This is a genomic window from Sulfurimonas sp. (genome assembly GCF_028694605.1).
GTDB lineage: Bacteria > Campylobacterota > Campylobacteria > Campylobacterales > Sulfurimonadaceae > Sulfurimonas.
This window is the reverse complement of record NZ_JAQVKP010000006.1, coordinates 82,671-106,481: the sequence shown is the minus strand read 5'-3', so window position 1 is coordinate 106,481 and position 23,811 is coordinate 82,671. Positions and strand designations below refer to the sequence as shown.

Annotated in this window: 38 protein-coding genes, 1 tRNA gene and 1 pseudogene; 24 read left to right on the top strand and 16 right to left on the bottom strand. The window is 39.1% G+C overall.

Features of this window, described 5'->3' with window-relative positions; genetic code table 11:
- Positions 1-2: 2 nt before the first annotated feature.
- The 9 genes from PHY84_RS05200 to PHY84_RS05160 are packed head-to-tail and all read right to left on the bottom strand — an operon-like array spanning position 3 to position 5,999.
- Complete coding sequence (locus tag PHY84_RS05200; RefSeq protein WP_299858306.1) at positions 3-464, bottom strand: phage holin family protein; 462 nt, start codon at positions 462-464, stop codon at positions 3-5.
- A complete protein-coding gene (locus PHY84_RS05195; protein WP_299858305.1) occupies positions 461-1,471 on the bottom strand; it encodes a radical SAM protein in 1,011 nt (336 codons plus the stop codon). The genes PHY84_RS05200 and PHY84_RS05195 overlap by 4 nt, the downstream gene beginning before the upstream one ends.
- A complete protein-coding gene (locus tag PHY84_RS05190; protein WP_299858303.1) occupies positions 1,464-2,558 on the bottom strand; it encodes a radical SAM protein in 1,095 nt (364 codons plus the stop codon). The genes PHY84_RS05195 and PHY84_RS05190 overlap by 8 nt, the downstream gene beginning before the upstream one ends.
- Positions 2,551-2,871 carry a hypothetical protein gene (locus PHY84_RS05185; protein WP_299858301.1) on the bottom strand — a complete coding sequence of 107 codons (321 nt, stop codon included), beginning with the start codon at positions 2,869-2,871 and terminating at the stop codon, positions 2,551-2,553. The genes PHY84_RS05190 and PHY84_RS05185 overlap by 8 nt, the downstream gene beginning before the upstream one ends.
- Positions 2,868-3,929 carry a collagen-like protein gene (locus tag PHY84_RS05180; protein WP_299858299.1) on the bottom strand — a complete coding sequence of 354 codons (1,062 nt, stop codon included), beginning with the start codon at positions 3,927-3,929 and terminating at the stop codon, positions 2,868-2,870. The genes PHY84_RS05185 and PHY84_RS05180 overlap by 4 nt, the downstream gene beginning before the upstream one ends.
- Positions 3,930-3,931: 2 nt before the next feature.
- Complete coding sequence (locus PHY84_RS05175; RefSeq protein WP_299858298.1) at positions 3,932-4,216, bottom strand: hypothetical protein; 285 nt, start codon at positions 4,214-4,216, stop codon at positions 3,932-3,934.
- Positions 4,188-4,595, bottom strand: a complete 408-nt coding sequence (locus tag PHY84_RS05170; RefSeq protein ID WP_299858296.1) for a hypothetical protein — start codon at positions 4,593-4,595, stop codon at positions 4,188-4,190. Before PHY84_RS05170 ends, PHY84_RS05175 begins: the two co-directional genes overlap by 29 nt.
- 1 nt (position 4,596) lies before the next feature.
- Positions 4,597-5,523, bottom strand: a complete 927-nt coding sequence (locus PHY84_RS05165; protein ID WP_299858294.1) for a DUF5309 family protein — start codon at positions 5,521-5,523, stop codon at positions 4,597-4,599.
- Entirely contained in the window at positions 5,523-5,999 is a 477-nt protein-coding gene (locus PHY84_RS05160) for a hypothetical protein (RefSeq protein WP_299858292.1), read from the bottom strand. The genes PHY84_RS05165 and PHY84_RS05160 overlap by 1 nt, the downstream gene beginning before the upstream one ends.
- A 195-nt stretch (positions 6,000-6,194) precedes the next feature.
- Between PHY84_RS05160 and PHY84_RS05155 the strand changes: the two genes are divergently transcribed.
- Positions 6,195-6,758: a hypothetical protein gene (locus PHY84_RS05155; protein ID WP_299858290.1), complete on the top strand. Its 564-nt coding sequence runs from the start codon at positions 6,195-6,197 to the stop codon at positions 6,756-6,758.
- A gap of 11 nt (positions 6,759-6,769) precedes the next feature.
- Here PHY84_RS05155 and PHY84_RS05150 read toward each other — a convergent pair whose 3' ends face one another.
- On the bottom strand, positions 6,770-7,150 hold the full coding sequence (locus tag PHY84_RS05150) for a hypothetical protein (protein WP_299858289.1): 381 nt from the start codon (positions 7,148-7,150) through the stop codon (positions 6,770-6,772).
- Between the two features lie 139 nt (positions 7,151-7,289).
- On the opposite strand from PHY84_RS05150, the gene terL reads away from it, so the two are divergent.
- The 8 genes and pseudogenes from terL to PHY84_RS05110 all read left to right on the top strand — a co-directional run bounded on the left by terL (position 7,290) and on the right by PHY84_RS05110 (position 10,697).
- Positions 7,290-8,687 carry a phage terminase large subunit gene (terL, locus tag PHY84_RS05145; protein WP_299858288.1) on the top strand — a complete coding sequence of 466 codons (1,398 nt, stop codon included), beginning with the start codon at positions 7,290-7,292 and terminating at the stop codon, positions 8,685-8,687.
- Positions 8,688-9,004 (top strand): annotated as a pseudogene (gene ssb, locus PHY84_RS05140) (single-stranded DNA-binding protein); the annotation flags it as partial.
- 286 nt (positions 9,005-9,290) lie between these two features.
- A complete protein-coding gene (locus tag PHY84_RS05135; RefSeq protein ID WP_299858287.1) occupies positions 9,291-9,632 on the top strand; it encodes a DUF3310 domain-containing protein in 342 nt (113 codons plus the stop codon).
- Positions 9,626-9,910: a hypothetical protein gene (locus tag PHY84_RS05130; protein WP_299858286.1), complete on the top strand. Its 285-nt coding sequence runs from the start codon at positions 9,626-9,628 to the stop codon at positions 9,908-9,910. Before PHY84_RS05135 ends, PHY84_RS05130 begins: the two co-directional genes overlap by 7 nt.
- Positions 9,897-10,037, top strand: coding sequence for a hypothetical protein (locus PHY84_RS05125; RefSeq protein WP_299858285.1), 141 nt, complete (start codon positions 9,897-9,899; stop codon positions 10,035-10,037). Before PHY84_RS05130 ends, PHY84_RS05125 begins: the two co-directional genes overlap by 14 nt.
- Positions 10,034-10,225 carry a hypothetical protein gene (locus tag PHY84_RS05120; protein ID WP_299858284.1) on the top strand — a complete coding sequence of 64 codons (192 nt, stop codon included), beginning with the start codon at positions 10,034-10,036 and terminating at the stop codon, positions 10,223-10,225. The genes PHY84_RS05125 and PHY84_RS05120 overlap by 4 nt, the downstream gene beginning before the upstream one ends.
- A complete protein-coding gene (locus PHY84_RS05115; protein ID WP_299858283.1) occupies positions 10,222-10,449 on the top strand; it encodes a hypothetical protein in 228 nt (75 codons plus the stop codon). Before PHY84_RS05120 ends, PHY84_RS05115 begins: the two co-directional genes overlap by 4 nt.
- A gap of 71 nt (positions 10,450-10,520) precedes the next feature.
- A complete protein-coding gene (locus tag PHY84_RS05110) occupies positions 10,521-10,697 on the top strand; it encodes a hypothetical protein (protein WP_299858282.1) in 177 nt (58 codons plus the stop codon).
- A 123-nt stretch (positions 10,698-10,820) separates the two neighbouring features.
- On the opposite strand, the gene PHY84_RS05105 is transcribed toward PHY84_RS05110, so the two are convergent.
- Entirely contained in the window at positions 10,821-10,979 is a 159-nt protein-coding gene (locus tag PHY84_RS05105; protein WP_299858281.1) for a hypothetical protein, read from the bottom strand.
- 809 nt (positions 10,980-11,788) lie between these two features.
- Here PHY84_RS05105 and PHY84_RS05100 point away from each other — a divergent pair.
- Positions 11,789-11,935, top strand: coding sequence for a hypothetical protein (locus tag PHY84_RS05100; RefSeq protein ID WP_299858280.1), 147 nt, complete (start codon positions 11,789-11,791; stop codon positions 11,933-11,935).
- 465 nt (positions 11,936-12,400) lie between these two features.
- Here PHY84_RS05100 and PHY84_RS05095 read toward each other — a convergent pair whose 3' ends face one another.
- Positions 12,401-12,625 (bottom strand): hypothetical protein, encoded by a 225-nt coding sequence (locus PHY84_RS05095; protein ID WP_299858279.1) that lies wholly within the window; start codon positions 12,623-12,625, stop codon positions 12,401-12,403.
- A gap of 442 nt (positions 12,626-13,067) precedes the next feature.
- Between PHY84_RS05095 and PHY84_RS05090 the strand changes: the two genes are divergently transcribed.
- The 5 genes from PHY84_RS05090 (at position 13,068) to PHY84_RS05070 (ending at position 15,421) form a co-directional block, all read left to right on the top strand.
- On the top strand, positions 13,068-13,640 hold the full coding sequence (locus PHY84_RS05090) for an ORF6N domain-containing protein (protein ID WP_299858278.1): 573 nt from the start codon (positions 13,068-13,070) through the stop codon (positions 13,638-13,640).
- Positions 13,633-13,857 carry a helix-turn-helix transcriptional regulator gene (locus tag PHY84_RS05085; RefSeq protein WP_299858277.1) on the top strand — a complete coding sequence of 75 codons (225 nt, stop codon included), beginning with the start codon at positions 13,633-13,635 and terminating at the stop codon, positions 13,855-13,857. Before PHY84_RS05090 ends, PHY84_RS05085 begins: the two co-directional genes overlap by 8 nt.
- A 163-nt stretch (positions 13,858-14,020) precedes the next feature.
- Positions 14,021-14,206, top strand: coding sequence for a hypothetical protein (locus tag PHY84_RS05080; protein WP_299858276.1), 186 nt, complete (start codon positions 14,021-14,023; stop codon positions 14,204-14,206).
- A gap of 146 nt (positions 14,207-14,352) precedes the next feature.
- Positions 14,353-15,147 carry a BRO family protein gene (locus PHY84_RS05075; RefSeq protein ID WP_299858275.1) on the top strand — a complete coding sequence of 265 codons (795 nt, stop codon included), beginning with the start codon at positions 14,353-14,355 and terminating at the stop codon, positions 15,145-15,147.
- A 1-nt stretch (position 15,148) separates the two neighbouring features.
- Positions 15,149-15,421 carry a hypothetical protein gene (locus PHY84_RS05070; protein ID WP_299858274.1) on the top strand — a complete coding sequence of 91 codons (273 nt, stop codon included), beginning with the start codon at positions 15,149-15,151 and terminating at the stop codon, positions 15,419-15,421.
- Here PHY84_RS05070 and PHY84_RS05065 read toward each other — a convergent pair.
- The gene (locus PHY84_RS05065) at positions 15,399-15,743 is read right to left on the bottom strand and encodes a hypothetical protein (protein WP_299858273.1); all 345 of its coding nucleotides are present in this window, start codon (positions 15,741-15,743) and stop codon (positions 15,399-15,401) included. The genes PHY84_RS05070 and PHY84_RS05065 overlap by 23 nt on opposite strands.
- Before the next feature lie 198 nt (positions 15,744-15,941).
- Here PHY84_RS05065 and PHY84_RS05060 point away from each other — a divergent pair, with 198 nt between their 5' ends.
- The 4 genes from PHY84_RS05060 to PHY84_RS05045 all read left to right on the top strand — a co-directional run bounded on the left by PHY84_RS05060 (position 15,942) and on the right by PHY84_RS05045 (position 19,878).
- Complete coding sequence (locus tag PHY84_RS05060) at positions 15,942-16,265, top strand: hypothetical protein (RefSeq protein ID WP_299858272.1); 324 nt, start codon at positions 15,942-15,944, stop codon at positions 16,263-16,265.
- Positions 16,252-17,274: a site-specific integrase gene (locus tag PHY84_RS05055; protein WP_299858271.1), complete on the top strand. Its 1,023-nt coding sequence runs from the start codon at positions 16,252-16,254 to the stop codon at positions 17,272-17,274. Before PHY84_RS05060 ends, PHY84_RS05055 begins: the two co-directional genes overlap by 14 nt.
- Positions 17,275-17,317: 43 nt before the next feature.
- Complete coding sequence (locus tag PHY84_RS05050; protein WP_299858270.1) at positions 17,318-18,715, top strand: leucine-rich repeat domain-containing protein; 1,398 nt, start codon at positions 17,318-17,320, stop codon at positions 18,713-18,715.
- 65 nt (positions 18,716-18,780) lie between these two features.
- Positions 18,781-19,878: an AAA family ATPase gene (locus PHY84_RS05045; protein ID WP_299858269.1), complete on the top strand. Its 1,098-nt coding sequence runs from the start codon at positions 18,781-18,783 to the stop codon at positions 19,876-19,878.
- Positions 19,879-19,911: 33 nt separating this feature from the next.
- On the opposite strand, the gene PHY84_RS05040 is transcribed toward PHY84_RS05045, so the two are convergent.
- On the bottom strand, positions 19,912-20,172 hold the full coding sequence (locus PHY84_RS05040; protein WP_299858268.1) for an HTH domain-containing protein: 261 nt from the start codon (positions 20,170-20,172) through the stop codon (positions 19,912-19,914).
- A gap of 265 nt (positions 20,173-20,437) precedes the next feature.
- On the opposite strand from PHY84_RS05040, the gene PHY84_RS05035 reads away from it, so the two are divergent.
- Positions 20,438-20,674: a hypothetical protein gene (locus tag PHY84_RS05035; protein WP_299858267.1), complete on the top strand. Its 237-nt coding sequence runs from the start codon at positions 20,438-20,440 to the stop codon at positions 20,672-20,674.
- Positions 20,675-20,728: 54 nt separating this feature from the next.
- Here the strand turns inward: PHY84_RS05035 and PHY84_RS05030 are convergent, their stop codons facing one another.
- Positions 20,729-21,880 (bottom strand): DUF4172 domain-containing protein, encoded by a 1,152-nt coding sequence (locus PHY84_RS05030; protein ID WP_299858266.1) that lies wholly within the window; start codon positions 21,878-21,880, stop codon positions 20,729-20,731.
- Positions 21,881-22,052: 172 nt separating this feature from the next.
- On the opposite strand from PHY84_RS05030, the gene PHY84_RS05025 reads away from it, so the two are divergent.
- The 4 genes from PHY84_RS05025 to PHY84_RS05010 all read left to right on the top strand — a co-directional run bounded on the left by PHY84_RS05025 (position 22,053) and on the right by PHY84_RS05010 (position 23,158).
- Complete coding sequence (locus PHY84_RS05025; RefSeq protein WP_299858265.1) at positions 22,053-22,418, top strand: hypothetical protein; 366 nt, start codon at positions 22,053-22,055, stop codon at positions 22,416-22,418.
- On the top strand, positions 22,418-22,549 hold the full coding sequence (locus PHY84_RS05020) for a hypothetical protein (protein ID WP_299858264.1): 132 nt from the start codon (positions 22,418-22,420) through the stop codon (positions 22,547-22,549). The genes PHY84_RS05025 and PHY84_RS05020 overlap by 1 nt, the downstream gene beginning before the upstream one ends.
- Before the next feature lie 137 nt (positions 22,550-22,686).
- Entirely contained in the window at positions 22,687-22,857 is a 171-nt protein-coding gene (locus PHY84_RS05015; RefSeq protein WP_299858262.1) for a hypothetical protein, read from the top strand.
- Positions 22,858-22,873: 16 nt separating this feature from the next.
- On the top strand, positions 22,874-23,158 hold the full coding sequence (locus PHY84_RS05010) for a hypothetical protein (protein WP_299858261.1): 285 nt from the start codon (positions 22,874-22,876) through the stop codon (positions 23,156-23,158).
- Positions 23,159-23,726: 568 nt separating this feature from the next.
- Here PHY84_RS05010 and PHY84_RS05005 read toward each other — a convergent pair.
- Positions 23,727-23,801: transfer RNA gene (locus PHY84_RS05005), tRNA-Asn, on the bottom strand.
- Positions 23,802-23,811: the final 10 nt, after the last annotated feature.

Sequence of the window (23,811 nt, the reverse complement as noted above, 5' to 3'; positions counted from 1 at the left end):
GCTCACTCCTCTTCTTTATCGCTGTAGCGTAAAAGCACGGCTCTTATCCTCTTGCCAAGCATCGCCACAACGTCGTACTCTGGCAGTTCATCTTTTGTGCGTATGCTGTAAATATTTCCAATGATTGAGTAAACCTCGCTCAGAACCAAAATATTAACGCCGACAAGAAGCACCGTCTTAAAGTCGGCACCAACCGCTTTAGCTCCGATTGCCAGAACTAAAGGTATCAAAAGCAAAGAGAGCTTAGAGAGAATGCCATATTTCATGCGATTTGAAGTGATACACTGATTGAGCCTAAAAGCCTTAGCTACACCCGTGATATAGTCGATAAGCAGGAGCATGGCAAAGAGGAAGAAAGATTCTACATTTAACCCAAGATAGGTCAAAATTCCACCCACACAAACCGTAAAAAAGTTAAAAAGCACTTTTGCATATATACTTGCTGTTGTTCCCTCTGCTATCATTTTTCCCTCCCAACATTTCTAAAAAAAGCATCAGCATAGTAAATACCTTTGTGTGCAAGGAAAAAATAAACATGATGTTTTAAAAAACAGTCATTCGCACGACCCTCACTGTCTCTATCATTCGGACATCCGCCAAAGCAAACGCCCCAAAATGGACATCCAGCACAGTCTGCACAAATAGCAGCATTGTCAAAAACCTTATCCCTTTTTTCAAAAACGCTCTTTAAGCTCTCATCCCTCCAATTGCCAACAATACCGTCTATATTGTTGGTTTTATTACAAACAAACACCTCGCCAGAAACTGCACTAAATTCACTTATGGCATTAGAACTGCACCCGCCGTGTATGCAGTATTCATAGTTAAAAGATTGCATTTTGCGCCAATGACCAGTGAGCACACCCCATTTAGCCAAAAGATATTGATCGTGAGGCGACAGCGAAAAACCGTCCCCATGAGCCAGTTTGATAACCGCTTTTATGCCTAAACTATCGGCTTCATTAAGTAGCTCTGCCAGCTCGTCAAGATACTTTATTGTCTCACACGAAACTACGCTCAAGATGGAGCATGTGTAGCCTCTAGCCTTAACATCAAGTAAATGAGAAAAAACAGTGTCATAGCTACCGCCCCTATACTTGTCGTGTACACTTTTGGCATCAATACTAAAGCCTATCGTCAACTTGTCGCTCAAATCCCCAAGAGCATCCAGATACTCTGGTGTCAACGCTACGCCGTTTGTTTGCACTCTGACTTTATGCAATGGCTTTAGTCTCGAAACGACCCCTTTTATAGTCTCTGGCTTTAAGACAAAAGTTTCAGCTCCGTGGAGGATGATATTATCGATCTCAATCTCCTCTTTTGAAAGTTTGTCGGTAAGCAGTTCGCAAGATTCATATATAAGCACCTCGTTCTCTACCTTTTGCGCTCTGCCATCAGCACTCAGATAGCAGTAACTACAGTTCAAGTTGCAACTTTTGGTAAGTTCAAAATAAAGATTATTTTTAAACATTAGACACCGCCTTGTATTGCAACCCAAGTAAATAGCCGTGCCAATCCTCGTTCACATGCTCTTTTATATGTGTAAGAATTTTTTTAGTCGCATGACAAGAGTGTGAGAGACCGCTGCTTGTTCTTCTTATAGGACAACCGCCCATGCACCACATAGCAAATTCACAGGTAAAGCACTCTTTGTCTATCTTTGCATGAGCAGTAGCATCACAGCGAGTTTGCATGATTTTTTCTATGCTATCTTCAAACCAGTTACTCAGAACCGTTTGACTATCAAACCCCTTCTCGCAAAGATATACATTCCCGTTATTTATGTCAAAGAGAGTTTTGTGGCATTCATTGCCGCCTCTGTAACAAAAACCAGATGAAGTCAGTTTGCCACACTCTTTTATCAAATCGTTCTCTATTATGAAGTCGCAGTATTTTTCTGAAAATTCTATATTTTTAATGGAGCTGTCGCTTATACCGTTGATTGTCATATCAGCCGCCGCCATAAGCAGGTCTATGTTGTTTTCCTGTAAAATCTTCACAAAATCGACAAGTTCAGTTTTACTGTCTTCGTCTTCATAATGTTCTATGTTTGTTGTACAGGTTACTCTATTGAACACTTTGGTGTTTTTTGCAACATATAGCAGATTTTCCATGGCTACGCCATAGCTGTTATTCCGATGCTTATCATGAATTTTTTTTACACCGTCAATACTCCAAAAGATAAAAAGACGATTTTCATCTCTGAAGTTTTTAAGCAGCTCTCCTACATAATCTTGATTTAGGAGTGTTCCGTTTGTTTGAAAGCCAACACTACACATAGGAAAGCTATCTGCAACAACTTGAAGTATTGCGCCCAGAACACTAGCAGAAACAACAGTAGGTTCGGCACCATAAGCAAAAAATCGCTCAAGGGTGTAACCCTCTTTTTTTATCTTTTCTATGAGTTTTTTTGTGTTGGCGACAAGATGCCCCTCATCGCTTTGCTTGTCTGATTTGCTCTCCTGTGGTAAAGCACAATAATCACACCTTAAATTACAAAAACTCTTGAGGTTAACCTGCATTTGCAAGTTTTTATGTAGATAACTCTCTTTAATCATTGTTGGTCGTTGCCTCACTTTCTAATGCTTCAAAATAAGCTTCTGCCGCCGCTTTAGCTTCTATGTTTTTCTGCTCCCTTTGCTGGGCAACTCTACTAAAGGCGGTCACGATATCTTCGTCTGTGTAAAAAAGCTCATCAAGCATAGCTTTAAACTCACTTCTATCCATCAAAGTAGCAGCCTCGGCTCTGCGTTTTCTTACCTTCTCTGGCATAGGCACTCCTCCAGACAACTCTCTAAGCACAAAAAAGTCAGTATTTTTTAAATAATCACTAGCCGCAAGCTGTAGTGCAATTCCATCTAACATCTTCATCCACATCCTCCACAACTAGATATATTGGTTATTGCCCCGGTATAAGCGCGCTTGGTAACACCATTGATTACAAGAGAGTATGTGTCGCCAGCGATGTATTGTGTTGAGCTAATCGCTAGGTTTTTAGCGGCTGAAAATGACCAACTTACAAGACCCGACGGTCCAGCAGGTCCAGTTGCTCCGGCAGGTCCAGTTGCTCCAGCAGGTCCAGTTGCTCCGGCAGGTCCAGTTGCTCCGGCAGGTCCTTTGAGCTGCTCCACCACTGACAACGGCAAAGCTGTTACATTACTAAAATCTTTATTGGCTTTCGTATTAAAGGAAGCTACAAAAGAGTTTTCTAAAGCAGTCAAATCCACCATAAACACATCGCTATCAAGTCCGTTGTGTATAGTAAAGTCGCTTGTCGTTGTATCTGTAAACGTGATGCGGTAAGTGTCCGTAGCTCCACTTTGTGCAGCAAATCCGCTTATGTCGGTTGTACTGAAAAAACTCACACTTGCTATGCCGTTACCAGTTGCTCCTGTATCGCCAGTCTCGCCTTTTCCAAACGGAGAGCCAAGTGACCAGTCGGCAGATGTTGCACTAAGCTTGAAGTAGATAAGCGCTTCATCAAGTGCCAAAAAGCTAAAGCCTGCTGTTTGCAAATCATAAAGAGACTTTTGGGAGAGAAGCCCTACTGCATTAACTGTAAAACTATCCCCCTTTGCTCCCTTTGCTCCCTGTGGGATACCAAAGGTTAGCTTTCCATCCACCGGATTGTAGCTTGCAGTTGCAAGACTTCCAGCCACAAGTGTCGCGGCTTGTGCCGTTACATTCTTTATCTCGTTTGCTTTTGCGGTCGCTATACCTGCTTGCATGGTTGCAGTAGCGGCAAAACCCTCAGACTGCAATGCAGACCCGGCAGATTGAGCGGCAAAACCCTCAGACTGTGCGGCAGACCCGGCAGATTGAGAGGCAAAACCCTCAGACTGTGCGGCAGACCCGGCAGATTGAGAGGCAAAACCCTCAAGTGCAGGCATATTCTGCAATAAAACATTCACATTTTCAACGAATCCCATTTTTAAACTCCTATTTTTCCCAGCTCTTCATCAAGAACTTTGCTAAATACATCTAAGCCTTGCTCGTCTGCATACTTAACAAATCTCTCGAACATCTCATACTCTCTTTGACAAAGCCTCTCTCCGTCAAAAAACGCCTCTATGTTGCTCAAAAAGGCATCATTTGGCACAAGGACAACACCGTCAAACTCTCTTTTATTATAAAAAAATTCGCTTTGCTCCTCTTTTGGAGAAACAGTGTTTATAAAGTTTCGCTCATTAGCGACGGCATACAGTGTGTTGTCCATTTTGTCTCTCCAAAGCCATAACGCTTACATTTCTATCATAATCAAGGATTATCTCCTCAGCCTCATTTTTAAACCAGTTTCTCGCTTCAGGAGCGACAACATCACACGCAACAAGAGCGGCTACTGCAAAGCAGAGTTCATTGTCTATATCAAGTTCTTTAGTTTCATCTTTTGGATATTCAGGACGACGGATTGCGGCTTTTTTGTCGTAGCGAAGCACATTAGCTTCACCCGAACAAAGGAGCGCAAGAGGCATTGTTTTCATGCAGACACGTATCATAGCCGCATACGTCAAGGAGGCAAACATCGGAAGTTCGATAGCATCACTTCTTCTAAGCGTCTTGTATTTAACATACTCTTGCAACTCCACTAAAGTCATATTACACCGCAAATCCCACGCCAGCAGAGAGCGCAAACGTGTTTCTAAAGTGGTACGTCATACCAGAGTAGATGATGGCATTGTCAGCAAGGTTATCTCCCTCAGGTTTAGAGATAGTTGTATCTTGCAAGATACCAAGTTCTATGCTCTCAGGGTCACAACAAAGGATGCGGTCAGGCATATCTTTCATAAAGCGTGTTAACACGATATCCGTCGCACCGAAGTCCGTCTCTATCGTAGAGATGAGGAAGTCCACTTTTCTGCTATCACTTTGCACATAGCGGCTCACTTTTTTACTCTCAACGATAGTGTTGATTTTACGCTTCATAGCCGCACCTACAAAGATTTTTCTAGGGTCTCCGCCTGCATCATAGACTTTTTGTTGGATATCCAAGATATCATCAAAGGTTAGGACTTTGCCTGCGTAGTCGGTTGTTTGGTTTGCCGCAAAGTGCCATACACCGCCGACTACGTTTTTCTCCGTGTCGTTTGAGCTCAAGAACGGTGATTGCGCACCCCAAAAAGAGTTTTCAATGTCTAAGAGATGCTCTATAGAACGCTTAGAGAGCTGTCTCTCAAACTCAGCTTGCTTATCGATGCTAGAGATATTTTGAAAAATTTTAGCAACAGAGACATCATCACGGAAGATTTGAACAACGTTCTCATTCTCAACGCTCGTGTTTGAAGTAGAAGCGGCAAAATCTTGCACATACTTAGAAGCAGAAGCAGAAGCAGAGCGAGGAGCTCTAAGCGCATCATGTAGCCATACAGACTTAACGTTGCTTACAGGAACTCTCTTGATTTCACGAAGCATAGGCGTATCTTTTGCGCCTACAAGTAAAATGTTTTCTAAGATAGACGGTTCAGTCCCGACCGCAAGGTTAGGAAACAGTGTACTTAAGTTTGAATTTGGTGTTAAAGCTGCCATTATTTAGCTCCTTGTTTGTTTAAAAATTTACCTAAGCCCGCTCTTGTCGCAGGCAACTCTTCTACATTCGACCCGTTCACGGACGGGATGATGGCGTCTGGTGTTTGCGGCGCACTCTTTTGCACTATCTCGCCCCAGACGGCTCTCCATCCAATTGGGTTTTGAAAAACCTTATCCACAAGCGCTTGCGCTTGCTCAGGTGTTGCACCCTCTGCTACATACCCATTGTACTTTTCTTCAAGCGATGCAAAAAATGCGCTCTCATCAAAATCAGGGATTGAAGCTTTGAATCCGCTATACTCGCTAAGCAGATCAGCTCTTTGCTGCTTTACAACCATATCATCCAGCTTTGACTTTGTTCCTGCAACTTGCGCTTCAAGTGCGGCAATCTTCTCTTCAAGAGGATTGGGCATTGCACTTGGCGGTGTTGCATTAGGCGGAGGTGCACCAGCACCCATTAGCTCTGAAATATCCATTTAGTAACTCCTATAAATTTTAAATCTTCACAACTTTATACTAAACACATTGTTATTGTTTGCACTTTTGCACAACTGCGAAAACAAGCGCAATATATGTGTTATACTAAATGATATAAAATTTACGGTTCGTCATTGGCAAACTTATGACGTTCGTCATTCCAAACTCGATTTGGAATCTAAAAAGGAACAACAATGCAAGAAAATCTTTTTGAAGTAGAAGCACCACCGCCCCCAGAGTGGATAAGAGCAAAAGAGCTTTTTTTAACGGTTGACGGTTTTGGAGAAAAAGTTTACACGCTCCGAGAGATAGAAGCCAAACTAAAAGCCGAGGGCTTTGCAGATGCTCCAAGTGCAAGTACGCTAAGCCGTAGAAGTGTTTCGGAGGGTTGGGAAAACGAAAGAGCGTTACTCATCAAACACGCCATAGTTCAAAAAGCAGACTTTAGCAAAGCCGACAAAAGCGAAGCTCTTACAAGCATGAACGACTTAGCCGCATATGTGCATAAAACAGGCAAGATAAACGCCGACGCACTCTGTGTTTTAGAAAACTGGCTACAAAGCCTCAAGCAAAAACAAATCATCGACGAAAAAGAGGCAAGCGTAGCCGCAAAAGTGATGGACGCAACAAGCAGGATTTATGAGAAACTCATAGACAAACTCGACGCAAAAGACAACGCAAAAGCAACGGCAAATGAAGTGTTAAAAGTGCTAAGAGGAGAGAAGATGAGAGATATTATTGAGATAGAGATAAATTAGTTCCAATATGCCTAAAACTTATCTATAACCTTAAAAAGTGCCAAAAACGCACCCATAACCATAATGAGAGTAACCATATTTTTATTTAACGCTTTTTGGATGGTATGTTCTACTTTCTCTTCAAAGAGTTTAAATTTCAAATCCATCCTCTCCTCAAGCCCTTTAAACTCACCCCTCAAATCGTTAAACTTGCCCTCAAGTGCCTTTACGCTAGCCACAGTTTCGTTTAGCTTATCATCCAAATGGTTTATATGGTTGTATTGGCTCTTGAGCAGAAGCGTATTTATATCATCTTGAGTTAACCCCTCGCCACGACTAAACTTTTCCTCTATCTCTTTGATTTTTGGGCTTATCATCTCTATGAGCATATCATCAACTCTTGTTTTGTCCATAGCACAACCTTTTTATTTTCCAAAATTATAGCACACTTTAGCACAACTGCAAAAACGCTACCGCCACACCGCCCAAAGCTCTAAAATACCGCCGTCACCCTGAACTTGATTCAGGGTCTAACCTAAACAGAAGCGACACATGACAACAAAAGAAATTATCAACTTTGCAGCACTCTTCTTCCCTGGGGAAATCGGCGCACAAAACAACAAAGTCAGCATCAAAAGTTTTCACAAAGAAATCCTCGACACCATCAACGCAAACACCTACACAAACATCACAGGATTTCGTGGTTGCGCCAAGTCCACATGGGCGGCATATCTTTACCCACTCGCCGCTATCGTCCTCGATAAAGAACCCTACACCATCATAGCCCGAGAAACAAAAGACTTAGCACGTGAAGCATTTGACGCTTTTAGTGAGGCGTTAGAGACTATCAAAGAGGCGATGAATATCGACATAAAAACAGCAGGCGAACTCACGCTCTCCATCACGCACACCTCAGAGCAAAAGACCTCAAAGATTCGTTTTTTAACCAGAGAAAAAAAGATAAGAGGGGCAAGAGCAAAAGGCGGAAGCCGTCCTACGCTTATCATATTAGATGATATTGAGAGTTACGAAACAGTTGAGAGTAAGCTTGAGAGAGAACGCACCAAACGCTTTGTTTATGGAGAGGTGCTAAAAGCCTTTGATGCAAAACGCATCAAGTTCATAAACATAGGTAACTACATCCACCAAGACAGCGTGGTGGTAAACCTAGAAAACGACCAACGCTTCAAAACCGTAAAAATCCCAGTCTTTGAAGATGACAAAAGCGTCTGGGAAGATAGATTTTCAACATCGATGCTCAAAGAGGAGTATGAGAGCTACAAAGGCAACGGACTAGGCAACCTTTGGCTCATGGAGATGATGTGCCAAATCATCGACGAAGAGAACGCAACGTTCAAGAGAAGCGACTTTGTTTACATAGCAAGAGAGGAAGCCCTTGCACTCTCACGCTACACCTACACACTTTGCGACTTAGCACTCACGCAAAACGCCAGAAGCGACTACACCGCATTTGTCACGGTAGGCTTATCAGAAGCAAACGACATCTTCATCCTTGATATCACAGCGGGTAAGTGGAGTGCCAAAACAGACAAGATAGGACGAGAGCTTTACAGCCTCTATGAGAGAGAGAAGCCACTTCGCATAGGCATAGAGAACAAAGCAGGAGTGGAGGGCTTCTTTTTTGTTCTCGACACACTCGCAAAAGAAAACGGCTCATATCTGCCCCTAGACGAGATAAAAGCCTCAAACGTACCAGATGCTAAGTTTAAACGCATTAGTGCCTTGCAACCCCTTTTCCGTGCCAAAAAAATACACTTTTGCAAAGAACTAGAGTTTTTGAGCGAACTAGAAAACGAACTGCTCACATTTCCAAGAGGCGCACACGATGACATCATTGATGCACTAAGTTACTTGCAAAACTACACTTTCAAAAGAGATATGTCCAAAAACCAAACAGCACCAAACCAAAGAAGAAGGAGACCATGGTAGATGTATAACAAGATCATTTTAGTAGGAAACTTAACAAGAGAGGTGGAGTTGCGCTACTTGCCAAGCGGCACGGCTCTAGCAAACACGGCAATCGCAACAAGCCATAAATATACAAGCAACGGCGAGAAAAAAGAGGATGTCTGCTTTGTGGATATCTCCTTTTTCGGACGCAGCGCAGAGGTAGCAAACCAGTACCTCAAAAAGGGAGCAAGATTTTAGTAGAGGGCAGGCTCAAACATGACACATGGGAAAAGGACGGACAACGCCACTCCAAACATAGCGTCATGGTGGAAAGTATGCAGATGCTAGGAAGCAAACAAGAGAGCGCAAAGCCGCCGGAAGTTGTCTATGAAAACGTACCAAAAGAGCAACCACAAGTTGACATCGATGGAGAGGAGATACCATTTTGATAATTGACAATCCATTCAACGCACAAGTGGCGTTTTATCTTGACATCATTGTTGTGATGTACGTGATGATTTTTTTAAATTGGAAGGACACCATAAATGATTGACTATCTCGTACTAAGCTTAATCGCATATGCCATAGGTGTGCTTTTTGCACTCGAATATTACAAAAGAAAAACCAGAAAATGGGGAGAAAATGAGTAAAACACTACATCCGCTCATAAACGAGAAAAGCGTTCACTATGAGAAAAATAAAAAAGTAGCCATCCAAGAAGCAGAAAAGCTCTTGACGGTTAGCGAGATGATAGGCACATGCAAGTTTAACGTCTTCAAGTACGAATTCAGAAAAGAGTTCAAAGGCACACTTGAAGCAGACGAAAAGAAGATAGAAACTTACAAAAACTATCTCAAAGAGCTTGAAGACATGCTCTATCTAAGTTTAGGACATTTTCTCGTTTGCGATGCTATCAAAATAACGAAGCGTGAATGGGCATACCGCCGTGAAGAACTTATGTGCGAACAGGATCTCTTTTGCTAGTAACACGAACAACGCTAAGAAAAAAAACAACGCTAAGTGAGCAGCAGATTCATTCGCTCTTAATACTTGCATTAAGATTTGAGTTTGCATGCGGATATCACACGGTAACAGGCAAAGACAGCAGAGGATACATAGTACCTATGGCATGTTTTGACATAGTGCTTTTGGCAGATTTTTTTCAAAAGCGAACAGTGCATCCAAACACGGCAAAACGCCAAAATGCAGCGAATGCTCTTATCCAAAAAGTATGCGAGCAAATCAAAAATGACAAAAACTAAAATGCTTATAGACCAAGCAAAAGACCAAAATCTACAGATAAAAAACATAGTGATGCAGTTGCTCACCACTCCGATGACTGAAGAGCAAAAAGAGTTAATTTTAAAATTATACAGGTTGGTAAAATGAAATTCAAAAAACTAAAACAAGAGCTAAAAGAGCTTCAAGATAAGCTAGGCAGTGCAAATAAAGTTATCTACATGCAGATGCAAGAGCTAAAAGAGCTCAATAACATTTGCGAACTTAACGATAAGTTTCACAAGGAAGAAATTTTTAAATTGCAGAGTATCGTTGAGTATTTGGAGCGCAAGATATGAAAACTTGCAGTTATTGCGCACACGTAAAGGTGCAGTTGTCGGATGACAAAAGCGATGTTGATTTTGAAAAACCGTGGGTTTGTACAGTCAAAGATAACAAAACAAAAACGTTTTTTGAAGTTGGCGGCTCAAGAGAAGATGGATATAAAAACATAACCGTATTTGGCTATGAAGTTGACCCAGATGCCCCACCGTGCGAAAATTTTAGACAAGGCGAGATATGAAAATCCCAGAAAACATAATGCTAACCCCGAATCTAAAAAAACGTCTTGAAGCCGTCCCCCAAATGGGATACATGGAGCTAGTAGCATTCCGCCAAGAGGTGGCAAACTCGTGGAACGACACGCAAACCAACTGCTTCTGCTATGAGATTATTGAGAAGCGCATGGAAGCACTAGACATATCTGCCGCCGCACTCATAGAAAATAACGAGCCGTTGAGCTTAAATGACTTTGATGGAGTCGAGAGATGACTTCTCTCGTTCCCATCGCCCCTCAATGAGAGCGTTTACCTTTTTTTGAATCTTTGATTAAAAGATACACCGAATATACCAAGAGAACCGTTGTAAGTCCTACGATAATAGCCTGTCCTGCCGTCATCTTCTCTCCTTTTTTTGAAGTTTAATCATAATCGCCATCACGACGATAGAACCAATAGTGATGTACAGATTTGTCACGCTTATGTCAAAATGTAGCAAATCATAACTACCGTTTACAAATAAACCTAAACCAATATTTTTTATAAGCTCTGTCATTCTGGGATTATAACACAATTTTTTTAGCTCACACAACAAAGGAGGTGGGACTTCAGTCCCGCCCAACCCATAACGCCAAACCTTAAACCAAATCAAAAAACCCCACAATAGCCCTAAGAAAACTTTTATATGAGTGCCAAAAAAGCCACTTTTTTTACACTTTTTTTCTCATTTTTGCCAAATTCCCAACTCTCCAACACTTCTGTAATCCACCATCAAACCCCTATTTATCGACATTCTAAGCAAAACAGAGTAACTTTAAGATTACAGCCCAATACAGGGAAAAAAGAGAAAGAAAAGCCCTTATTATAGGGGCTTAAAGAGTTTAAGTTATAGCTTTACATCTTTTTCTTCTATTTAGTGTGAGAAAAAAAGGTTAATATTTATATATATTAGAGTAAAAAGAGAGAAGAAAAAAAAGAAAAAAGAGGTAAAAAAAGATTAGGGTAGTAGGCGGTATTACAGCGTGTACTGTAACCATCGCATTTTAGGCACTTTGCCCCCGCCCCCATTTCCCCAAAAGTGCCGTTTGTACTGTAATCAGCCCAAAATCGCAAAACACAACCCTCATTTTTGCCCCTTTTTGGCACTTTATTACACCCAAAAAAAACGCTAAACAGAGTTTCCAAGCAACTTTTAAGGAAAAAAGCAAAGTTTAAGAATGTCAAAATAGCACTTCCAAAAAAGCAAAATCAACCCCAAAAAGAGCCAAATTTGAACTTTAGCCCCATTTTAGCCCTGCAACATCGTTTGAAAATCTCAAAATTTTTCTCACAGGGCTTAGTGTAGATGTTGCGAGGTGTGTTGGGGTGGGTACACCCACACAAATCAGCCCATCCAACCGCAAAACCATCACACCACGCCTAACCATCCAGCCAAAGAAGCAAGACAACCGCCACACAAATCTAGTCACACCGCATAGTGATTACTATGCACAACCAAACCAAACCGCATAGTGATTACTATGCACAACCAAACCAAACCGCATAGTGATTACTATGCACAACCAAACCAAACCACGCCGTTTCATTGCCAAAATTAAGTGATTGTTAACTACAATCCCCACAAACAAGGGCGTTTCAAGCCTCAAGTGTTCCTTTTTCTGTTCCTTTTTAGACGTTTTTAGCTCTTTTTTTCATCAACACCCACGCCAAAAATCCAAACAAAAGCATCAAAAAACCAAAACCAAACTCAAAAACAACATCAAATCCAAACTCAAAAACTCAAAACGAAACGCAACACGCAAAAAAAAACACCCCACCTCTCCATCCCCCCACTTGATGCCAAAGTACCAAAGCGCACTTATTACGGTTACTGCTCGTCATTGATGGGGTGCGGGGTGTGGGGAGCGGAACTGCTGTACTTGAGATATTGGGTGTAATCGGGGATTTATAGGGGTTTGGGGATTTATACGCTAGAGACTACTCTTCGTCGCAGACAAAGCCTATCTCAGCACTTTTATTCTTACTCGCAAACTCTACCATTCTAGCAGCTTTTAGCAGCACATTGTCCATCGGGTCTATGCCTAAGTCTTCCATACACACTTGACACTTGATGAGCGAATGCCCAAGGTTTAAGATAGTCTCCGTGCCACACTTAGCACACACGATATAAATCTTACGGATGCTTCCCATACTTTTTTTCATTGTACGCTTCCTTGTTAAAGTTTATATATTATACAGTAAAAGTTAGATGATTTACACCCCATTGTGTGGGGTTTCCTAACGAGGTAGGGAGTTTCGGGGGCAAGGGGTAAAAACCCCTCGGCGTTACCGAAGTAACGGTGCAAAGATGCACATAAGCGTGATTGTGATTAAAAGCTTATCCATAAAGAACCCCCTGAAAGTAAAGTCTTTGGAGGGCAAAAAAAAAGGTCAGAGGCTCATGACTTCCCCCAACCTTAAATATGCCACTCCATCGACTTTACTAACAAGTTTTTAATCACAAAAAGAATTATACACTATCTACAGCTTAAACCCATATTAGCCAAACCAAAAACACCACAAACCCCACATTTTTCCGCCACTCTTCTAAACCCTTTGAAAAATGGGGTAAAATTTTGCACAAATATAGACATAAGGGAAAGCTATGCAAGAAGAAAACATAGTAAACATTTCGGCGGTAGAAGATAAGATCTACACCGTTCGTGGCGTAAAGGTAATGCTAGATAGCGAACTCTCAGAGATATACAGAGTGCCGATAAAGAGGATAAATGAGCAAGTAAAAAGAAACATTGAGCGGTTTCCGAGCGACTTCATGTTTCAGTTAAATGACTATGAGTTTAAAAACTTGCAGTCACAAAATGCGACCTCAGAGCAAGATTCTTTAAGGTCGCAAAATGCGACCTTAAAAAGTCAAAGAGGCAAGCACAAGAAGTATTTGCCGTTTGTGTTTACCGAACAAGGCGTATATATGCTTGCAACCGTACTAAGAAGCACCATAGCCACACAGGTAAATCTCCAGATTATGCGAACATTTGTAAAGGTTAAAAACCAGTCTATCCCTTACTTCAATATCATACAAAGGCTCTCAAACCTAGAAGCCGACAACAAAGAGACAAGAGACCTTTTAAACACGGTCATAGAGGTAGTAGCGTCCATGAGCCAACTTCAAGATGAAGCAAAAAAAGAAACTAAACAAATAGGATTTATAAATGAGTAACGAAGAAAACATAGTAAAAAAGGCTTGTAAAGAGCTTGGGGTTACGCAGAAGGAGTTGGCGGAGACGATGGGGGTAAGTCCTCAGGCAGTTTCGCAGTGGCATGTTGAAACACCAAAAACTATACAACTGGCACTAGAACTTTTAATTGAAAACAAAGAACTAAGAAGAAAACTTGAGATTATTAAAAAAGCTCAAGACATAATGAATACCCTATAAAACAATTCTTCTTAATTTCGGCAGTAAAAAAATAAATATTACTTGATTTAACTATTGACATTATAAATTATAGTTGATATAATTCTCTCATAAGTTAAGTTATCTTAACTTTGTTCTTTAAAAACAGAGAGATTTAGAAGTTTAAAGTGTGCTATACTTCATTATGAAAAAAGAAACTCATAAAGAGATAGGAAAATATTTCCTAGATATTTCAAAAATATTGATTGCGTTAGCACTTGTTCCTCCGATGCTAAAAAATGAGCCTATCTCATTTCTTGCGGTAGGACTTATCCTTGTGCTAATAGGGATTGGTATTGTATTTACAAACAAAGGAGCTAAAGATGAGTGAAATTAACTTTGCTATTATCGCAGTTGCTGGATTGTTTATCGCCATAGGCGTATCTATCTTAGCTTACGAAAGATTTACGAAAAGCCACCGCCCACACTAAAAACTTCTCAAATCTCTCTGTAAAAAAAACTTTACGGAGAGAAAACATGAACATAACCACATTCGATTTTAACGACAATATGGTAAGAGTTGTAGAACAAGAAAAAGAGTTCTATTTTGTAGCTAAAGATATTTGTGATATTTTAGGATATGAGCATATCACAAATGTACTAGAAAAACTAGAAGATGATGAACACCTGACTGTAAAAATTTTACAGTCAGGTCAGTCTCGAGAGATGAGAGCTGTAACCGAAAGCGGTCTATACACTCTCATCCTAAGAAGCAACAAACCCGAAGCGAAACCATTCCGCCGCTGGGTAACCCACGAAGTCCTACCATCCATCCGCCGCACAGGTTCATACTCAAAAGGCTTTTTTACAGAGCCAGATGAGTTCGAACAAGAAGCAGTTGCACCAAAGAAGTATTACGATTCAGAGGGTGCAGAGATTCCCGACCCAAAAGACCACCGCTACAAACTCCCAGAGACTATCTCGCCATCATGGATAAAGTGCATAGTGGAACTGTACGGCAAACGCATAGCAGAAAACTACTTTGCCACGCACTTAGGAGTGCCTCAAGAAGTTCTTGAAGTGCCTGTGATGACTTTTCTAAACGCAACAACAGAGATGAAGCAGTTTGTAGCGGAGTGCATAGAAGAGAGAAAAGGCGAAGTCATCACGACACAGGCAGTATATGAAGCCTATTTGCAATGGGGCGGGACAAAGTCAAAAAACAACTTTGGCAAAGACATCAAGTTCGCCATCGGTAAAGACTCAAAAGTTATGAACATAAACGGACAATCTGTCAGAGTGTATGAACACATCGCACTCAAAGGGGTGTGAGATGCAAGATTTAGTGATGACTATCGACATATTGAGCAAAATCGGCGATGAGTATAAAAGCATAAGAGTTGAAGTCGGAGCGGACGCAAAGGGAAGCTGGAGTTCGTCGGGTTATGAAGCAAAAGAAGCAATGGAAATTTTTAAAGAAACGGCAGAGCTTGTGAGAATTGTGAATGGTTTCAAAATCAAAGTTTACAACTCAAGCTATCTTGCAAGCAGAGAACCTAACGCAGGTAGAGATAAGCGCAAGATTACCAAGGACGAGAACGTATAGGGCGATTAGCATCACGCTGCTGGAGCAAAAATGTAAGAGAGTTTTTTTCTTTGAGAATCTCATCTTTTTCTTTGAGAATCTCATCTTTTTCTTTGAGAATCTCACTGTTTTTCTGCTCTAGTTTTTTGAGAGATTCAGTTAGTTCGTCTAGCTTGTTTTTTTCTATTTTACGCTCTGCTTCATGGCTTAATGTTTGGTTGTGTCTATAGCGAAAACCAAGCACAAAGCTCCAGTAAGCTACAAAAATGTGGCTAGAGACGATAGCGATTATCGCACCGACAGAAAGATTGCTCATAGAGCTATAAAGTAAATTTAAATCCATAAGGAGACACTGCCATGACTATTTTAGATGGCTTAATTATAACATTTATTGTAGCTTTTTATCTAGGCTATAGACTAAAAAAACATTTTGAGGAGTTGAGATGAGTGCAAAAGTTTTAAGTTCTCTTCTGGTGGCAGCCAGAAGAGATGGGGTTATCACAGTAGCCGAGTTCGCAAAATGGCTAAAGGAGATGAAATTATGCCAGATGTAGGTTTAAAATCAGTTTGTGAGCAACTACACCTCACAAAACGCATCATTGACGATATGACTTTGGTCATCACACTTGCCCGCCTTATTAAGCCTTTTGAGCTTAAAGGCGACATAGAAGCGGCGATGCTTGTCACTGCCATAAGAGGTAAAACATTCACGCCAAGCGGGATGAAAGCAAGAGTACAAAGAAGTTTATATAAAGAAGATATACATTTTCGTACGACAGGTGGTAAAATGCGCTTGTGGAACAGAGAAGCCATCATCGCTCAAGAAATTCAGTTTATGAAGGATGATGGATATGAGGTTATTTGAAAGGTCAGGCGTATTATACGCAGATTTTAAGATAAAAGGCAAGAGATTTAAAAAATCTTTGGAGCTAGCAGACACACCTGCAAATCGTGAGTATGCGCAAAAAACGCTCATACCAAAGCTAACAACACCAAAAAAGCAAAAACACGGTCTGCAAGAGTACCTTAACATAGTGCTAGAGGACACGCTGGAGAAGAAACCAGCGACTTACAAACTCTATGAGATAGCCATACGAAGAGCGTTAGAGTATTTCTCTCCCACACTTCACATAGCAACTATCTCCACGCAAGATGTAGATGAGTACATAAGAGAGCTATCTCGTGCAGGGATGAAGCCAAAGAGCATAAAAACATATCTCGCACCGCTCTCACTTGCATTTGATGAAGCGTACCGACTGGACATCATAAACAAAAACCCAGTCAAAAAAGCCAAAAAGCCAAAGGCCAGGGAAGAGGAAAAAGAGATTTTTTCAAAAGAGGAAATGCACAGCCTGCTGCACAACGCCAAAGGTATGTTAAAAACTTTTTTGATGGTAGGCTTCTTGAGTGGAGCAAGGGCAGGCGAGATAATCGCTCTAAAGTGGAACGACATCAAAGGCGACAAGATGAGCATTAACCAAACCAGAAACTGCTTAGGCTCTCTCAACTTGCCAAAAAGCGGAAAAACTAGAACCTTCAAGATGCCGCCACCACTCAAAGCATACCTCCAAACCATAGAAAAAACAAGCGAGTGGGTACTGGGCAAAGAGTTCACACACATAGGCAGACCGTCCATAGAACTCAAAAAGCTACAAGAAGAGCTAGGCATAGACCCAAAGACCCCACACGCCATGAGACACACATGCGTTTCACTCCTACTAAGCGCAGGAGAAAACCCAATGCTCATAAAGAAAATGGTAGGACACGTTGACATGAAAATGATAGAAACAGTGTACGGACACCACATAGAAAACGAAAGAGATTTCAAGGTTTTCGTGTCCCATTTTGAGCAAGATACGGAACACGCCGCTTAGAAGTGCGGAAAGTGCGGAATTTGTGGTTTTAAAGAGGATAATAATGGAAGCTCCTGAAACAATTAATATAGACACAAACTGGTGGCAAGGAGAATCACGAATCAACATTAATGATCTATGTAAAATTGAAATTTCAATCATAGCAAGCATGTTTCAATCAAAAGAGCTTTTTTCCAAAATTACTGAATCAATTAACGAAGAAAATTTTACATTTTTTGTAACTAGAAAGATCTTCAGCCATCTTAAGTCATATTCGGACGAAGTGGATTATTTTGGAAATGAAGACGAAAAAACCAACATCGCCGAGGAGCTATATGCTTTTGAGAATATTTTTACAACAACTACTCTTAGAATTCTAGATTCTAAACCTATAAAAAATATTGATTTGGAACTAGCAGAGTTTCTTGATTTTAGCAATAAGCGACTTGAGGTTTTTGAACCGCCTCTTGAACATTCCAATAATGGCAAGCACTATTCAAATATCATTATAGAAGATGAATATGGGCAATATGCTTCTCTTTATTATAATGGCATAGTTAAAGAGATTTTTACTACATATATTTTCCATCTTCCAGAAGAGTTGTGTGATACATTCAAACATACATTTGAAAAAATAGCTCCATATGCTCAAAAAGAAAATTTTAACCTTGCTATGGAGATAAATGAAAACGATCCAAAAGATATAAGAGCATTTGTTTTAATAAAAAACATTAATAAAATCAAAAAGCTGAAGAATCTTATCGCTTGGGGCAAAGAGAATGATATTAAACAAAACATATTCCCAAGAAACAGGGCTGAGCTACTTGGGACAATAGTTTTTGAGCTAAACGATCAAAATCTGGAATATATACCAGATGAATTTTGCGAAGTATTGAGTGAAGTCAGATTTCTGACCTTACTCAACAATCATATAAAAGAGATCCCTAAAAATATCAATTCGCTAAAAAATTGTATTTTATTAATGTTGTGCAATAACCAAATCAAATTCTTGCCAGAGACTCTTTTTCAATTAAACAAGCTCACTGTTTTATGTCTTCATGGGAATGCGATACAGGAAATACCTGAAGAAATTGGTAATCTGGTTGAGCTGAATAATCTGATTTTATCGAACAATTCTATTGACTCACTTCCATCTACGGTCAGTAAACTGATCAAGCTTAAAGAACTTGATATTGAAAATACATTAATAGATGAAAGTTCATTGAAATATGTCAATTTGGAAAATATTGAAAAAATAAGCTTTGATGATAGGCTTTTGCCATTTTTTGTAAAAAATCTTCATCGACTAAAAGAGATCGACACAATAAATTTGGTTCATAGCCAATATAAAAAAAGTGATGAAATAATCAGTTCTCTTGGCTTAAATCATGATGATGAAAAATGGATGGAAGATAAAGATTATAAAGGGCATGGATGTATAGTACTATCTAAACATAAATAGCATTATAGACAATATGTGTACATTTTATTTTATAAGATTCTATAAATTTTATAAAAGGGGTGTGCATGAATAAAGCAGAGTACGGTAAAAAAACGCAGATCATATATTTTGACACTGCAGCTGAAGCACATATTTATGCAAAAGCCAACCCTGGTTTGGTCATAAAAAGGGTAAAAGACAGATTTGCCGCGTTTGGTTCATATAAAAAAAATATGCATAGTAAAATAACTCCCCACTCAATCCTTGAACATTTAGACCAATATGTCGTATCTCAGGATTTGCCAAAACGCGAAATAGCGCAAACGCTCTACTATCACTATGCCAGGTTCAAAAACCGTGAAGCCTCAGTATTTGGTCAAAATCTCCCACTTATGCTGGTAGGCTCAACTGGTAGCGGAAAAACATTTATCATGCAAAAAGCTTGTGAGGCGGTGGATCTGATTTTTTTACATGTAAATACCGCAAATATGGTTCCTGACGGTATAAAAGGCTATAGTGTCGACAGTATCGGTTCGGAACTGCTAAAACTATCAGACGGAGGTATGGGCAGGCTCTATCATGCGGTTATATTTCTTGATGAGATAGACAAGCTTTTTCTTGACGACAATTCTGATTCTCAGTTTGGCTCAAAAGTTGCCGCTCAGATACTTAGAATACTCGAAGGGGGAGATCTGAAGGTCTATAAAAATGATAGTACATACACTATCAAGACAGACAATATGCTTTTTATATTAGGCGGCGCTTTTCAATCTATAGTTGATGAAAAATTCACCCAAAAAGATGTCATGGGGTTTGTTGACAATAACAAAAAAGAGAAAAATATAGCAATAACTCTAGAGGATCTCTACGCATACGGTGTGCCAAAAGAGCTTTTGGGGAGAGTTGGAAGCGTTTTAAATTTATCAAAATTAAGCAAAGATGATTATTTGAACATTTTGACAAAAAGCAAAAGCACTCCTCTTGCAGATTTTACCACTAAGATCCAGTATCATGGCAATTTCGTAGATATTGATATGAACACATTGGAGAACATCGCTCAAGAGGCAGCCCAAAGCGATTTAGGAGCCAGAGGCTTGAGGCAGATACTAAAGCTGCTGTTTCAAGACGCGCTCTTTGACGCTCCCAGCAGGAGAGGCGTAACTTACAAGATAAGATATGAGTAATATTTTTTATCACAACGAATATTAAATCAAAACTCAATAACCTCTCTTCATCTTTTTTCCAATTCTTCCAGCAGTGTTAAGGATATTAAATCCCTCCCTAAAGACAAGCCTTCCAAAAGCATCTTTCGTTATGTCAAACCCTGCAAGTCTATTGTAAACATCGGTTTGAATAGTTCTCTTTGAGACATTGAACTCTTCTGCCAAAGAGTCTATTGTAGGTCTCTCATCTTTTACTAGCATAGATAAGATGGAGATAAGCCTATAAAGAGCCTTGTCGTATGATTTTTGAGCCATAAGTACTCCTTTGTTGGTTATGTGGCGCCATTTAATAGCGGCAGTGCCTGAGTTATGCTAACAACAAGCTCTATGGTCAGCACAAGAAACGTAAATTTATGCTCTTTTGTCAGCTGTTTTGCTTTTTTCATCTCTTTCTCCTTAGTGCGATATGGAATATATAAGAAGTATTATATATAAATATACATATAGTGTCAAGTAAAAATATGTAAATTGGAAATATATATGCTATAATTTTCACAAATATAGCAATAAAGGATGAAGCTTGGATAAAGATCTTTTTCAAAACAGGCTAAAAGAGCTGGGGATAAACAAGCAGGATTTCTCAGAGATCTCAAGAGTTCCATACTCTACGGTTACAAACTGGGGAGTTATGAGAGACGGCAAACCTATGATAATACCAAACTGGGTAGAGCCGTTCTTAGACTACTACGAAAAAGCCCAAAAGCTTGAGTATGTAATGAGGGAGATTTGTAGCAAGATTGAGGCGGTGAAGCAATAATATCTTAAAAACTCTTAGACCATGAGTGAGACTCTATTGTAGGGTTTAAGTTGGTTAACCATTAGGTATTTTTACTTTATATCGAATATTTCTGCCAGCTGTCCCCTCAACTTGTTCAATGCACCCATATTCTAAAAGTTCAGATATATCTCTTATGGCGGTGGCTTTACTTACTTTTGTGAGTGCTATATACTTTTTAGTATTTAGCCCGCCTTCAAAATTTTCGCTACCCATGTCAAGTATTTTGTTAAGTACTTTTATTTGTCTCTCATTAAGAGCTTGTTTGCGGTGAATATCCCAAAACTTTGTTTTTTGTATAAGATACTCGATATTTCTTAGTGCTTGCTGCATAGCATTATTTAAAATATTCAAGTGCCATAAAACCCAAGGGGTTAAATCAAATTCTTTGTTTAAAAAGAGATTTGTAGTGTTATCCAAAACAGTATAATATCCTGCTCTATCAATACTAATTGCTGTAGAGATAGAGTAAAGTTTGAACTTTGTGCTTGAAGTATTTTGTGAGAGAATATAGTCTGTAATAGCCCTTGCAATTCTTCCGTTTCCATCATCGTAAGGATGGATTATTACAAACCAAATATGAGCAATTGCAGCTTTTATATAAATATTTTCATTACTTTCATTACAATATCTTAGAAAATTTTCGATATCGTCCTCTAGCTTTTCAAGAGGTACTGCTTTATAGTGAACTTTCTCATGTCCAATTGCACCTGATACCACCTCCATATCACTATGGCTTCTAAATTTAGCAATATCAATTTTGCTTAATCTATCATATCCGGTATGCTCAAAAAGACAATTATGCCAGCCATGAAGTCTTTCCAAATTCAAAGCATCTTTATTTAAATTTGAATCAATTAAAATCTCCACAAGATTATCAGTTGCTCGTGTTGAATACTTGTCATATCTTCCATCAAAATCTTTATCAAGTTTTTTTCTAAAAGATGATCGCACGCTTTCTCTTTTAAATATTTCACCCTCTATCAAAGAGGTATTGATAGCTTCATCTGTTAGAGTCTCAATCTCAATATTGACAATATCGCTAGGCTCAAATAGTTTTGAGATACCATCAAGTATTCCTCTGCTATAATCAATTTTACTGATTGTTTCAGTTAATTTCGATTTGTCATATTTAAAATTTGGATACTCTTGATGTTGCCATATCCATTTTTTAATTTCTTCTTTCATATTTAACCCTTGAGACGAATAACTACTGTAATAGTATCATAATATGAGTCGATTATGGCCTATGATCGTTTCATTTTCTATAAACCAGATTCTTTTCTTGGTCTACTGTCAAACGAAATAACCCTTTCATTCAAACAATCTATACTTTTTTATATTTATAAAAAGGCAAAGTATGGATATTGAAATATTTAAACTCTCAGTGATGTTAGTTTTTTCACTGCTGCTGCTTTACTTCTCTTTATTAAAAAAAGGCGAGAAGTTCTCAATGAGGGTAGTGGCATTTATCTTTATAGGCTCATTTTTATTTATTACGATACTTTCATCACTTATAGCGCTTTATGAAAATAGCGACGCAAAAGATAAGATAAAAGCTTTTTATGACAAAAAAACAGTTCTTTGCAAAGCGGGAGCACTTGGCATTAAACATAACTATCTTGTCTTAGAAAACGAGGGATGGAGTGTTTACGATGATAGATTTTTTAAAAAAGATGATTTGCTCTTGGAGATCATAAACTGTGAAGTAAAGGAGAGCCGTTGATGAAGCTTTTTTGCGGTATTTTTAACTTTGATAGATATTTCAGAATCGTGGATGAAGCGCTCAAGTTCGCTACTGAGCGTTCATTTATCATAACGACCAATCCCATAAAACAGATAGCGATACAAAGATAAAAAACTCATCGCCATGAAGATAAACCTAACCGATAAAAATCTAAAGATCATAACTCTTAGCAGCTTTGAGCTTTAACGAAACAACGCTTGCACTGTTACTTACTACAATATTATAAAAAGAAGAGAAAAAAACAGAGATGTTAATAAGTCAAGACACTCTTATAGCCATAAGAGAATTTTTACCGCCCTCGAATGAACCGCCGCTGCTTCTCTACCTTGGTATAGGTATATTTATAGGTGTAGTGGTCGTAATAATGAAGTTTGAGAGATATAAAAAAATCAGAGAGCTTTTTATGAAGCTTTTTTAAAAAAGGAGAGAAATAGATGCGAAAGTTTATAGAGAGTATTATAGTAATAGTTTTAATTGGAGGCATCTTTATGGGCTTTATGCTTCTGCTAAGAACAGGCATAAATTATATGAATGAGTTTGATTTGAATGAAAGAATAGAGAGTTTTCAAAATGACAAAACCTTTATCTGTTCAACCGGATTTATGGGTAATCAAAAACTATTAGTAAGCAAGAGCGGCAACTGGGAGATCCATAAAATGAGATACTTTAAAAAAGAGGAGACGCTTTTAGAGATAAGGCTTTGCGAGATAGAGGATTGAAGTGAGTAGAAGCCGGGTTAGTTGTAGCAATATCTTTTACTCTGGTATCAAATCATGTAAAACTAATATCTCTCCGATATTCGTTGCTCCTAATCTTCTTTGACAGTCCTATGAACAGGGTGCTTTTCTTTTTCTAGGATTGCATTTTCAAATATAAACTTTGTGGCATCTATTATTTGAGCCTATGACGTATATTTAAATAATAGAAAAATATGTATTCGATAGTATTTAACTAATACAAAAGTACTAAAATAATAATTTTTTAAAGATAGCTTTTAGTGTTTTAGTATTAATTCAATAGCTTATTATATAGATAAAGAGACCGTGTCTAGTGGGGATTTCTTATCTCAAGCAACATAACTGACAAAATAAATATCTTCTAAAAAGTGGGACCCAAAGTGGGACCCATAGAAAACTTAAACAAAAAGCATACTTTTGGTTTTGCTAATATTAGCTTAGATTCAACGTTGTACAGATTAGTAAAATAGAGTGCCGTATAAAGAATAAAATTATTTCATAAGAATATTTAGGTCTTTGGAAGTGCGTATTTTAGGGATTTAAAAGGTGGTGGCTCCGAATACTGGATTCGAACCAGTGGCCAAGTGATTAACAGTCACCTACTCTACCGCTGAGCTAATTCGGAATCTTAAAAA

Bases quoted from the DNA above. Each gene is read 5' to 3' on its own strand.
- PHY84_RS05200 (WP_299858306.1), bottom strand. From the start codon at position 464: ATGATAGCAGAGGGAACAACAGCAAGTATATATGCAAAAGTGCTTTTT.
- PHY84_RS05195 (WP_299858305.1), bottom strand. From the start codon at position 1,471: ATGTTTAAAAATAATCTTTATTTTGAACTTACCAAAAGTTGCAACTTG.
- PHY84_RS05190 (WP_299858303.1), bottom strand. From the start codon at position 2,558: ATGATTAAAGAGAGTTATCTACATAAAAACTTGCAAATGCAGGTTAAC.
- PHY84_RS05185 (WP_299858301.1), bottom strand. From the start codon at position 2,871: ATGAAGATGTTAGATGGAATTGCACTACAGCTTGCGGCTAGTGATTAT.
- PHY84_RS05180 (WP_299858299.1), bottom strand. From the start codon at position 3,929: ATGGGATTCGTTGAAAATGTGAATGTTTTATTGCAGAATATGCCTGCA.
- PHY84_RS05175 (WP_299858298.1), bottom strand. From the start codon at position 4,216: ATGGACAACACACTGTATGCCGTCGCTAATGAGCGAAACTTTATAAAC.
- PHY84_RS05170 (WP_299858296.1), bottom strand. From the start codon at position 4,595: ATGACTTTAGTGGAGTTGCAAGAGTATGTTAAATACAAGACGCTTAGA.
- PHY84_RS05165 (WP_299858294.1), bottom strand. From the start codon at position 5,523: ATGGCAGCTTTAACACCAAATTCAAACTTAAGTACACTGTTTCCTAAC.
- PHY84_RS05160 (WP_299858292.1), bottom strand. From the start codon at position 5,999: ATGGATATTTCAGAGCTAATGGGTGCTGGTGCACCTCCGCCTAATGCA.
- PHY84_RS05155 (WP_299858290.1), top strand. From the start codon at position 6,195: ATGCAAGAAAATCTTTTTGAAGTAGAAGCACCACCGCCCCCAGAGTGG.
- PHY84_RS05150 (WP_299858289.1), bottom strand. From the start codon at position 7,150: ATGGACAAAACAAGAGTTGATGATATGCTCATAGAGATGATAAGCCCA.
- terL (WP_299858288.1), top strand. From the start codon at position 7,290: ATGACAACAAAAGAAATTATCAACTTTGCAGCACTCTTCTTCCCTGGG.
- PHY84_RS05135 (WP_299858287.1), top strand. From the start codon at position 9,291: ATGAGTAAAACACTACATCCGCTCATAAACGAGAAAAGCGTTCACTAT.
- PHY84_RS05125 (WP_299858285.1), top strand. From the start codon at position 9,897: ATGACAAAAACTAAAATGCTTATAGACCAAGCAAAAGACCAAAATCTA.
- PHY84_RS05120 (WP_299858284.1), top strand. From the start codon at position 10,034: ATGAAATTCAAAAAACTAAAACAAGAGCTAAAAGAGCTTCAAGATAAG.
- PHY84_RS05115 (WP_299858283.1), top strand. From the start codon at position 10,222: ATGAAAACTTGCAGTTATTGCGCACACGTAAAGGTGCAGTTGTCGGAT.
- PHY84_RS05110 (WP_299858282.1), top strand. From the start codon at position 10,521: ATGGAGCTAGTAGCATTCCGCCAAGAGGTGGCAAACTCGTGGAACGAC.
- PHY84_RS05105 (WP_299858281.1), bottom strand. From the start codon at position 10,979: ATGACAGAGCTTATAAAAAATATTGGTTTAGGTTTATTTGTAAACGGT.
- PHY84_RS05095 (WP_299858279.1), bottom strand. From the start codon at position 12,625: ATGAAAAAAAGTATGGGAAGCATCCGTAAGATTTATATCGTGTGTGCT.
- PHY84_RS05090 (WP_299858278.1), top strand. From the start codon at position 13,068: ATGCAAGAAGAAAACATAGTAAACATTTCGGCGGTAGAAGATAAGATC.
- PHY84_RS05085 (WP_299858277.1), top strand. From the start codon at position 13,633: ATGAGTAACGAAGAAAACATAGTAAAAAAGGCTTGTAAAGAGCTTGGG.
- PHY84_RS05080 (WP_299858276.1), top strand. From the start codon at position 14,021: ATGAAAAAAGAAACTCATAAAGAGATAGGAAAATATTTCCTAGATATT.
- PHY84_RS05075 (WP_299858275.1), top strand. From the start codon at position 14,353: ATGAACATAACCACATTCGATTTTAACGACAATATGGTAAGAGTTGTA.
- PHY84_RS05070 (WP_299858274.1), top strand. From the start codon at position 15,149: ATGCAAGATTTAGTGATGACTATCGACATATTGAGCAAAATCGGCGAT.
- PHY84_RS05065 (WP_299858273.1), bottom strand. From the start codon at position 15,743: ATGGATTTAAATTTACTTTATAGCTCTATGAGCAATCTTTCTGTCGGT.
- PHY84_RS05060 (WP_299858272.1), top strand. From the start codon at position 15,942: ATGCCAGATGTAGGTTTAAAATCAGTTTGTGAGCAACTACACCTCACA.
- PHY84_RS05055 (WP_299858271.1), top strand. From the start codon at position 16,252: ATGAGGTTATTTGAAAGGTCAGGCGTATTATACGCAGATTTTAAGATA.
- PHY84_RS05050 (WP_299858270.1), top strand. From the start codon at position 17,318: ATGGAAGCTCCTGAAACAATTAATATAGACACAAACTGGTGGCAAGGA.
- PHY84_RS05045 (WP_299858269.1), top strand. From the start codon at position 18,781: ATGAATAAAGCAGAGTACGGTAAAAAAACGCAGATCATATATTTTGAC.
- PHY84_RS05040 (WP_299858268.1), bottom strand. From the start codon at position 20,172: ATGGCTCAAAAATCATACGACAAGGCTCTTTATAGGCTTATCTCCATC.
- PHY84_RS05030 (WP_299858266.1), bottom strand. From the start codon at position 21,880: ATGAAAGAAGAAATTAAAAAATGGATATGGCAACATCAAGAGTATCCA.
- PHY84_RS05025 (WP_299858265.1), top strand. From the start codon at position 22,053: ATGGATATTGAAATATTTAAACTCTCAGTGATGTTAGTTTTTTCACTG.
- PHY84_RS05020 (WP_299858264.1), top strand. From the start codon at position 22,418: ATGAAGCTTTTTTGCGGTATTTTTAACTTTGATAGATATTTCAGAATC.
- PHY84_RS05015 (WP_299858262.1), top strand. From the start codon at position 22,687: ATGTTAATAAGTCAAGACACTCTTATAGCCATAAGAGAATTTTTACCG.
- PHY84_RS05010 (WP_299858261.1), top strand. From the start codon at position 22,874: ATGCGAAAGTTTATAGAGAGTATTATAGTAATAGTTTTAATTGGAGGC.